Annotated in this window: 8 protein-coding genes and 1 pseudogene; 6 read left to right on the top strand and 3 right to left on the bottom strand. The window is 65.2% G+C overall.

Going from position 1 to position 9,662, the window contains the following annotated elements; all coding sequences use genetic code 11:
• Positions 1-306, bottom strand: a 306-nt coding sequence (locus CH256_RS21995) for a DUF4191 family protein (protein ID WP_373454857.1), incomplete at its 3' end; no start/stop codon positions are given.
• Between CH256_RS21995 and CH256_RS21990 the strand changes: the two are divergent.
• Positions 199-642 (top strand): annotated as a pseudogene (locus CH256_RS21990) (DUF4191 domain-containing protein); the annotation flags it as partial. The gene CH256_RS21995 and the pseudogene CH256_RS21990 sit on opposite strands and share 108 nt — an antisense overlap.
• Before the next feature lie 40 nt (positions 643-682).
• On the opposite strand, the gene CH256_RS21985 reads toward CH256_RS21990, so the two are convergent.
• Positions 683-1,147, bottom strand: a complete 465-nt coding sequence (locus CH256_RS21985) for an RDD family protein (protein ID WP_068052146.1) — start codon at positions 1,145-1,147, stop codon at positions 683-685.
• Between the two features lie 167 nt (positions 1,148-1,314).
• On the opposite strand from CH256_RS21985, the gene glnA reads away from it, so the two are divergent.
• From glnA to CH256_RS21960, 5 genes are all read left to right on the top strand, one after another.
• Positions 1,315-2,751 carry a type I glutamate--ammonia ligase gene (gene glnA / locus CH256_RS21980; protein ID WP_032368128.1) on the top strand — a complete coding sequence of 479 codons (1,437 nt, stop codon included), beginning with the start codon at positions 1,315-1,317 and terminating at the stop codon, positions 2,749-2,751.
• Between the two features lie 186 nt (positions 2,752-2,937).
• On the top strand, positions 2,938-3,588 hold the full coding sequence (locus CH256_RS21975) for an ABC transporter permease (RefSeq protein ID WP_037192916.1): 651 nt from the start codon (positions 2,938-2,940) through the stop codon (positions 3,586-3,588).
• Positions 3,581-4,777, top strand: a complete 1,197-nt coding sequence (locus tag CH256_RS21970; RefSeq protein WP_037192918.1) for an ABC transporter ATP-binding protein — start codon at positions 3,581-3,583, stop codon at positions 4,775-4,777. Before CH256_RS21975 ends, CH256_RS21970 begins: the two co-directional genes overlap by 8 nt.
• A complete protein-coding gene (locus tag CH256_RS21965) occupies positions 4,774-5,559 on the top strand; it encodes an ABC transporter permease (RefSeq protein ID WP_094640150.1) in 786 nt (261 codons plus the stop codon). The genes CH256_RS21970 and CH256_RS21965 overlap by 4 nt, the downstream gene beginning before the upstream one ends.
• Positions 5,559-6,542, top strand: a complete 984-nt coding sequence (locus CH256_RS21960) for a glycine betaine ABC transporter substrate-binding protein (protein WP_094670550.1) — start codon at positions 5,559-5,561, stop codon at positions 6,540-6,542. Before CH256_RS21965 ends, CH256_RS21960 begins: the two co-directional genes overlap by 1 nt.
• A gap of 13 nt (positions 6,543-6,555) precedes the next feature.
• On the opposite strand, the gene CH256_RS21955 is transcribed toward CH256_RS21960, so the two are convergent.
• Complete coding sequence (locus CH256_RS21955) at positions 6,556-9,603, bottom strand: bifunctional [glutamine synthetase] adenylyltransferase/[glutamine synthetase]-adenylyl-L-tyrosine phosphorylase (RefSeq protein ID WP_094670549.1); 3,048 nt, start codon at positions 9,601-9,603, stop codon at positions 6,556-6,558.
• Positions 9,604-9,662: the final 59 nt, after the last annotated feature.

The raw sequence follows: 9,662 nt of genomic DNA, 5'->3' as shown, positions 1-9,662 counted from the left end.
CGTCACGGCGTCGAGGTGGGTGGTTCCGGCGATCGCGTTGGTCACCCGCCACGACCCCTGCAGATTGTCCAGGGCCCACGCGGCCGCTCCGGCCTGGCCGTCGGCCTTCTTGTACACCGACTTCTGCACGCGGCGACCGAAGATGATGAACGCAACCAGGACTCCCAGGAGCAGTCCGATGGGGAGAAGGAACCACTGGAAACCGAAGGCCAGGCCGGAGCGGCCGCGTGGGCCCTGGACAATCTGCAGGGGTCGTGGCGGGTGACCAACGCGATCGCCGGAACCACCCACCTCGACGCCGTGCATCGTGTGATCGGCAAGCCCGGTGTCATCCTCGTGGCCGAGGGTGCTCCGCACCGCGTGAAGTCGTTGTTGGCTCAGGAGAAGAAGAAGACCGCCCGCTTGGTGGGCGACACTCCGATCTACGACATCATCGTCGGCAACGAGGAGAACCAGATTCCGCTGTCGGGTCTGCAGAAGTACCTGTCGAAGTTGCCGAAGAACATCGACGGCAAGCGCATGGACACCATCGAGTCGCGGCTGTCCGCACTCGGCACCAAGGGAGGCCCGGCGATGCCGAAGGGACCCATTCCCGGCGGAGCCAAGATGAAGGGCGTTCAGCGGACCATGAAGCGCCGCTAGCACTCACGACCACTCGAAACAGCCCTGGTGCGACGACCCCTCAGCGGGTCCGCAGCAGGGCTGTTCCCGTTGCGCGGTCGTGCATTCCTCGGCCGTCCATGTCGGTCACGACGGCCGGGACGACGAACAGCAGAATCAACTGGCGCACCAGGGCGCGGACGAAGCCGACCCGCGCGTTGGCGTCGATGCGTGCCACCTGAACACCGACGACGAACTGCCCCGGGGTGAACGAGAACAGTGAGACGCTCACCAGTCCCACTCCGAACCACACGGCCAGCACGATCGTCGAGATCAGGCCACTGGTGGTGTATCCGCCGAGAATCAGCGACGCCACGCCGGTGGCCATCGTCCAATCCAGCACCAGCGCGAGGACTCTGCGTCCGGTACCTGCCAGCGATCCGACGCCCTGCTGCGGCAGACCCAACTCCTCCCCACGGAAGTTCTGGGGTTCACGTGGGTTCGCCGAGGCCGGTCCGGACAACCAGGACCCTGTCATTCGTGCCATGATTTCAAGGATAGGCGCGGTCGGGCACACGGGAAAACACCTGGACGTACTGTTGTCCGTGCCAGTCGTGAGCCAGGACGTGTAACACGGGCGAAACACGAGCTTGACGGGCGGGCAACACCAAGTCCATACCGTCAGGTCGACGGACTCAACAAAGGAGCAAAAGCGTGGCGTTTTCCACGGCCCAAGAGGTCATCAAGTTCATCGCAGATGAAGGAATCGAATACGTCGACATCCGGTTCACGGATTTGCCGGGTGCACAGCAGCACTTCTCGATCGCCGCCAAGGCGTTCACGGCAGACACACTGGAAGACGGCCTCGCGTTCGACGGCTCGTCCGTCCGCGGCTTCCAGTCCATTCACGAGTCCGACATGATTCTGCTTCCGGACTACGCCACCGCTCAGGTCGATCCCTTCCGCAATGCGAAGACGCTGAACATCGACTTCTTCGTTCACGACCCGTTCACGCGTGAGGCCTACAGCCGCGACCCGCGCAACGTCGCACGCAAGGCCGAGGAGTACTTGGCGAGCACCGGCATCGCCGACACCGCTTACTTCGGTGCCGAGGCCGAGTTCTACATCTTCGACTCCGTGCGCTTCGATTCGCAGGCGAACGGCGCGTTCTACGAGGTCGACTCGTCCTCGGGTTGGTGGAACACCGGAGCCGAGACCGAGGCCGACGGCAGCCCGAACCTCGGTTACAAGGTGCGTTTCAAGGGTGGCTACTTCCCCGTCGCTCCGTACGACCACTATGTCGACCTGCGCGACCAGATCTCGACCAACCTGCAGAACGCTGGCTTCGAGCTCGAGCGTGCGCACCACGAGGTCGGCACCGGCGGCCAGCAGGAGATCAACTACAAGTTCAACACGCTGCTTCGCGCAGCGGACGACCTGCAGCTGTTCAAGTACATCGTCAAGAACACCGCATGGCAGAACGGCAAGTCGGCGACGTTCATGCCGAAGCCGCTGTTCGGCGACAACGGCTCGGGCATGCACGTGCACCAGTCCCTGTGGAAGGACGGCAAGCCTCTCTTCCACGACGAGGCCGGATACGCCGGACTGTCGGATCTCGCTCGCCACTACATCGGCGGCATCCTGCACCACGCGCCGTCGCTGCTGGCGTTCACCAACCCGACGATCAACTCGTACCACCGTCTGGTGCCGGGCTACGAGGCCCCCATCAACCTGGTCTACAGCCAGCGCAACCGCTCCGCTGCTGTGCGTATCCCGATCACCGGCAACAACCCGAAGGCCAAGCGCCTCGAGTTCCGTGCGCCGGACTCCTCGGGTAACCCGTACCTGAACTTCGCCGCTCAGATGATGGCGGGTCTGGACGGAATCAAGAACAAGATCGAGCCGATGGCTCCGGTCGACAAGGATCTCTACGAGTTGCCGCCCGAGGAAGCCAAGAACATTCCTCAGGCACCTACCTCGCTGAATGCCGTGATCGACCGGCTCGAGGCCGATCACGACTACCTCACCGAGGGTGGCGTCTTCACCACCGACCTGATCGAGACCTGGATCTCGCTCAAGCGCGAGCAGGAAATCGCTCCGGTGAACCTGCGTCCGCACCCGTACGAGTTCTCGCTGTACTACGACGTGTGATCGTCTGATTTCACGCTGACAACGCCCGGCCGAATCCTTTCGGCCGGGCGTTGTTGCGTTCCCGGGCAGTAACCGATCGGCAACGCTTACGGCAATCGACGAAGAATTCAGACCGGTCGGCGTTTGATTGTCGGTACGCGGGGTAAAGGTATTTATCCGCTACGGGCGAACAGAGGACGCAACTGCATGGATGCACTGTGGGAATTCATCGTCGGACGGCGAAGGCAGTTGGCGATCGACTCCTATTTGCACGTCTCGGCCGTCGTTCAGTGCGTCGTCATCGCCACCGTCATCGGTGTCGCGATCGGTGTTCTGGTCTACCGCAGCCCCGCTGGGTCGGCGATCGCGACGGCTCTCGCGAGCACGATCCTGACGATCCCCTCGTTCGCGCTGCTGGGAGTTCTCATCCCCATCATGGGATTGGGCGTGCGGCCGACAGTGACCGCGTTGGTTCTGTATTCGCTACTGCCGATCATCCGCAACACCGTGGTGGGTCTCGCGGCAGTCGATCCGGCTGTCGCCGACGCCGCCCGCGGTATCGGCATGAGTCGCACGCTGGTGCTGCGACGCATCGAGATCCCTCTCGCCTGGCCGTCGATTCTGACCGGGATGCGGATCAGCACACAGATGGCCATGGGCATCCTGGCCATCGCTGCGTACGCGAAAGGCCCTGGCCTGGGCAACCTGTTGTTCTCCGGGCTCGCTCGCGTAGGAAGCCCCACAGCCCTACCGCAGGCCCTCACCGGCACTGTCCTGATCGTCCTGCTGGCGTTGATCCTGGACGGGATCTACGTGTTGATCGGCAAACTGACCACCTCGAGGGGTATCCGTGAGTGACTCGACCCGTACATCCAACGTCTCCGGCGCGGAAATCGTGCTCGAGAACGTGACCAAGAGCTACCCGGGGCAGAAGCTCGCCGCGGTGGACAACGTGTCCATGACGATTCCTGCCGGCGAGGTCGTCGTTCTGGTCGGGCCCTCGGGCTGCGGCAAGACGACGACGATGCGCATGATCAATCGGCTCATCGAACCGACGTCGGGCCGCATCACGATCGGTGGAAAGGATGCGCTCTCGATCGACCCCAACGAGTTGCGTCGCACCATCGGCTATTCCATCCAGCAGGCGGGTCTGTTCCCGCACATGACGATCGCGCAGAACGTCGGCATGGTGCCCGGGCTCATCGGATGGAACAAGAAACGCATCGACGATCGCACCGACGAGATGCTCGATCTCGTCGGGCTCGATCCGGCGGTGTACCGCCAGCGCTATCCGCGTCAGCTCTCCGGTGGCCAGCAGCAGCGTGTCGGTGTCGCCCGCGCTCTCGCCGCCGATCCCCCGGTGCTGTTGATGGATGAGCCCTTCGGCGCGGTCGATCCGATCACGCGAGGACTGTTGCAGGACGAGTTGATGCGGCTGCAGGCGGAGCTGGGCAAGACCATCGTGTTCGTGACCCACGATTTCGACGAGGCCGTCAAGCTCGGCGATCGAATCGCGGTGCTCGGAAACCAATCGACGATTCTCCAGTACGACACCCCCGAGGCCGTTCTCGCCAACCCCGCCGACGACACCGTCGCCGGATTCGTCGGGGCCGGGGCCGCGTTGAAGCAGCTGACCCTGATGCGCGTACGCGACATCGAACTGTCCGACGTTCCCGTCTTCGGCGAGGACGATTCGGTGGAGACGATGAACACCGCTCTCGGCTCCGATCCGGAGGCGTGGGGAATCATCCTCGACGCGCGCAAGCGGCCGCTTCGCTGGACCGATCGCCGCCACCTCGTGGGGGTCGGCAGCCTGCGCGACGTCGGTGTGCCGATGGGCGAGATGGTCTCGACGCAGTCCACCCTTCAGGACGCACTCGAAGCTCTTCTCTCCGAGGGCAATGCGACGGCCACCGTGACCGGCAACCGGGGCGAGTACGTCGGCACCGTGACGATCGACGTGTTGATCGACACCATCAAATCCCTGCGGTCTCAGCACGCCAACGATCACGACGAGGCGCGCAGCGACGTCGGGACGCCGTCGTGACCGCACTCGCCGACGCCGGCGAAACCACGAAGGACACCGCGCGCGCCGCCAAGCGGGCCGAGCGACTCCGGCTACTCATCCAGCCCGTGGTCATCCTCGTCATAGTGGCCGTGCTCTTGGTCTACACGTTCAGCCGGGACCTGACCGCCACCCAGTCGGGCACCCTCAACGCCGGCAGCATCACCACCGCCGTCCGCGAGCACGTGGCGATCACGTTCGTCGTGACGGCACTCGTACTCGCCATCGCGGTGCCGCTCGGAATTCTGCTGACGCGGCCCGGGTATCGGAAGCTGGCTCCGTTGTTCATCGGTATCGCCAACATCGGTCAGGCAGCGCCGGCCGTCGGACTGCTCGTTCTGTTGTTCCTGGCCACCGGATGGACCGGATTCACTGCCGGCGTTCTGCCCATCGCGTTCTACTCGCTGCTCCCGGTTCTGCGGAACACCATGCTGGGCTTCCAGACGGTGGACCCGAACTACATCGATGCCGCACGCGGGCAGGGCATGTCGAACATGGGCATCCTGCGGCGCATCGAGTTTCCCCTCGCGGTTCCGTTCATTCTCGCGGGTCTGCGGACCTCGCTGGTGTTGGCTGTGGGCACCGCGACCCTGAGTTTCCTCGTCGGAGCGGGCGGTTTGGGCGTGTTGATCGATACCGGCTACAAGCTCAACCAGCCGATCATTCTGGTGGTGGGAGCAGTTCTTGCTGTTGCTCTCGCACTGCTGGTCGACTGGCTGGGCGCACTCGCCGAGGCATTCCTCGGACCGAAAGGACTCCGCTGATGCGGCGCACCACTCGACGACTCGCGGCCCTGTGCGTCGCGGCAACCCTGGCGCTCTCGGGATGCGGATTGCAATCCGGCGGTGCCATGCCGTTGTCGGTCGAGCCGGGAAGCATCACCCCGCTCCCCGGCCTCGAAGGTGCCCAGTTCACCGTGGGATCCAAGGACTTCACCGAGCAGATCATCCTCGGCTACATCCTCGAATTCGCGTTGAGCGCGGCCGGAGCCGACGTACGGGATCTGACCAACATCGCCGGATCGCAAAGTGTGCGTCTGGCCATGCAGAGCGGTCAGGTGGACGTCGCATACGAGTACACCGGTACCGGATGGATCAACTTCCTGGGCAACGAAACCCCCATTCCCGACGCCACCGAGCAATTCGAGGCCGTGCGCGACGCCGACAAGGCCAATGGCATCGACTGGGTCAATCCGGCCCCGATGGACAACACGTACGCGCTGGCGATGAATCAACAGGTGGCGCAGGAGACCGGAGTCCGCACCCTGTCCGACTACGCGGCGCTGGTGAACAGCGACCCCGCCGCGGCAGCACTGTGTGTGGAGACCGAGTTCAACAGTCGTCAGGACGGGTTGCCAGGCCTCGCCGCCACCTACGGGTTCGACGCCAGCACGTTGCCGGTGCAGATTCTGCAGACCGGCGTCATCTATCAGGCCACGGCCGAGGGCGCTCAGTGCCGATTCGGTGAGGTGTTCACCACCGACGGACGTATCAAGGGCCTGAATCTGACGGTCGTCGAAGACGACAAGTCGTTCTTCCCGCGCTACAACGCGACCGTCATCATCCGCCAGGAGGTCGCCGATCAGTACCCCGAGATCGCCGAGGTGACCGCACCGATCTCGGCCGCGTTGACCAACGAGGCCATTTCCGAGCTGAACAAGCAGGTCGACATCGACGGACGCGAGCCTGCGGACGTCGCACGGGACTGGATGGTTCAGCAGGGATTCGTCACCGTCGGAAGTGATTAGAGGCAGACGGGGACTAGTTCCCGCCGAACGTCCTCTCCACCACTGCCTTTGCCCGACGCGTCACACGCAGGTAGTTGTCGAGGAACGCTCCGGCGTCGCCGTTCTCCCAGCCCGCCACCTGCGCGACTGCGGAGAGCACAGCTCCCGGTGCAGGCAGCTGATCGGTCGGCTTACCGCGGACCAGCACCAGTGCGTTGCGCGCCTTCGTCGCCAGGATCCATGCCTCCCTGAGCAATTCGACGTCGGTTTCGCTCATCAGCTCGGCCGCACCGATGGCGTCGAGTGACTGCAGGGTCGAGGTGTTGTGCAGTGTCAGGACTTTGTGCGCGTACCTGAGCTGAATGAGCTGAACGGTCCACTCGATGTCTGCCAGTCCGCCACGTCCGAGCTTGGTGTGGGTGGAGGGGTCGGCCCCCTTGGGCAGACGCTCGGAGTCGATGCGCGCCTTGATGCGTCGAATCTCGCGGACCGCGTCGGCGGACACGCCGCCCTCGGGGTAGCGCACCTTGTCGGCCATGAGCAGGAATCGGATTCCGAGATCCTGGTCTCCGGCGACCTGATGTGCGCGCAGCAGCGCCTGCACTTCCCAGGCCTGTGCCCACTGCGAGTAGTACGCGGCGTACGACGACAGGGTGCGCACCACCGGTCCGCTTCGCCCTTCCGGTCGCAGACCGGTATCGACTTCGAGGGGCGGGTCGGTGCTGGGCGCACCGAGCAGTTTGCGGATGCGATCGGCAATGGTGTTGGCCCACTTGACCGCAACGGTCTCGTCGGCACCGTCGACCGGATCGCAGACGAACAGCACGTCGGCGTCGCTGCCGTAGCCGAGCTCACCGCCGCCGAGGCGACCCATACCGATAACGGCCAGCGTTGCCGGTGCCGGTTCCCCGCGTTCCTTCTCGCTGGCGCGTACGGCTGCTGCGAGGGCGGCGTTGATGACCGCGGCCCAGACCGAGGACAAGGCCCGGCACACCTGAGGGACGTCCAGCATGCCGAGGATGTCCGCCGAGGCCACGCGGGCCAGCTCGTGACGCCGAAGCGCCCTGGCGGCGTTGATGGCTCGAACCGGGTCCTCGTACCGCGCCGAGGACGACAGGATGGCGCGGTACGTCTCTTCCGGCTCGACATCGAGCAGGCGCGGACCTGTGGGTCCGTCGGCGAACAGACGGATGACCTCGGGAGCTTTGATCAGCAGGTCCGGTACGTAGGCCGAGGAGCCGAGCACGATCATCAGGCGCTGTGCCACTGCGCCTTCGTCGCGCAGCACGCGCAGGAACCACGTCTGCTCCCCCGCCGATTCGGACAGCCTGCGGTAGTTGAGCAGTCCGGCGTCGGGGTCGGGGGTATCGGCAAGCCATTCGAGCAGCGTCGGAAGCAGCACGGCCTGAATCTGACCGCGCCGGGTGCCGGAGCCGACGAGCGCACGCAGATGGCCCAACGCATTCTGCGGTGTCGCGTAGCCGAGCGCAGCGAGCTGACGCGTCGCGGCGTCGGGCGTCAGACGCACCGTCTCGGAGTCGAACTTGACCACCGAGTCGAGTAGCGGCCGGTAGAAGAGCTTGGCGTGCAACCGGCGGATGCGCTGCGCATTGCGCTTGATCTCGGCGTTCAGCACGCCGAGGGCGTCGCGGTTGCCGTCGGGTCGCATGTGCGCCGAACGGGCCAGCCACCGCAGGGCTTCCTCGTCGTCCTGAGACGGCAGGGTGTGTGTGCGACGCATTCGCTGCATCTGCAGGCGGTGCTCGATCAGCCGGAGAAACTCGTAGGAGGCCGTCAGGTTCGCGGCATCGTCGCGGCCCACGTAGCCGCCCTCGGTGAGTGCGGTCAGTGCATCGGTCGTGCCGAGAACGCGCAGCGACTCGTCGGTTCGACCGTGCACCAATTGCAGGAGCTGGACGGCGAATTCGACGTCCCGCAGGCTGCCGCGTCCGAGTTTGATCTCGCGCTCGCGGAGCTCCGGCGGCACCATTTCCTCGACGCGACGCCGCATCGCGCGCACCTCGGGCACGAAGTCCTCGCGCTGGCTGGCCAACCACACCATCGGGTTGACCGCGTCGACGTAATCGTTGCCGAGCGCGATGTCGCCGGTCATCGGGCGGGCTTTGAGCAGAGCCTGGAACTCCCAGGTCTTGGCCCAGCGCTTGTAGTAGGCAACATGCGAATCCAAGGTGCGGACCAGCTCGCCGCGTTTGCCCTCCGGCCGCAGCGCCGCGTCCACCTCGAAGAACGCCGAGGATCCGATGCGCATCATCTCACCGGCGATGCGGCTCGCCTGCGAGTCGGCGGGCTCGGCGACGAACACGACATCGACGTCGGAGACGTAATTGAGTTCGCGCGCACCGCATTTGCCCATCGCGACGACGGCCAGACGCGTCGGACACGGAGCGTCCGGGCACACGGTGGCCACCGCCACCGCCAGTGCAGCGGTGAGCGCAGCGTCGGCCATGTCGGACAGTTGCGACCCGACCACCGTGTACGGCAGGACGGGTTCGTTCTCGACGGTCGCGGCGAGGTCGTATGCCGCCAGCACCATGATCTGGTCGCGGTACTTCTTGCGCAGCGCGATCACCGCGGGCGGTCCTGTGACGGTCGCGCGGTACAGGTCCGGTGCGGCGTTGGGGCCGGTCTCGGGCTCGGCCCCCACGGCCTCGAGCAGTTCCGCGACCAGGGTGGCTTTGGTGGGGAGCTCGATCTTCGCCGAGACTCCGCTGCTCTGACCTTCCTTGGTCAGCAGCAGACGCCAGGTGCTGTCGTCGGCAACCAGGTGATCGGCGAGCGCACTCGAAGCGCCGACGAGACCGAGCAGACGCCCGCGGAAGCCCTTGTCGGTGCGCAGTGCCGAGTCGAACTCGGCCCACCCGGCACCGAGCAATTCGTACATCCGCACCAGCGTCCGCAGTGCGAGGTCCGCGTTGGGCGCACGGGAGAGCGACCACAGCAGCTCGAGGCTTTCCTCCCCCGTCCAGCCGAGGGTGCGCAGGTCGGACGGCGCAGTTTCTTCGACGAGGCCGAGACGGCCCGGTCCGGGAACGACGGATCTGGAGGTCGGAGGACGCACCATCTACAATCCACCTCGGGGTGCCACAGAATTACCTCGTCGTCAGTACACAGCGGCGCGAG

It is taken from the genome of Rhodococcus sp. 05-2254-6, from assembly GCF_002258565.1.
Classification (GTDB): domain Bacteria; phylum Actinomycetota; class Actinomycetes; order Mycobacteriales; family Mycobacteriaceae; genus Rhodococcoides.
This window is presented reverse-complemented; position numbering and strand designations above follow the sequence as displayed.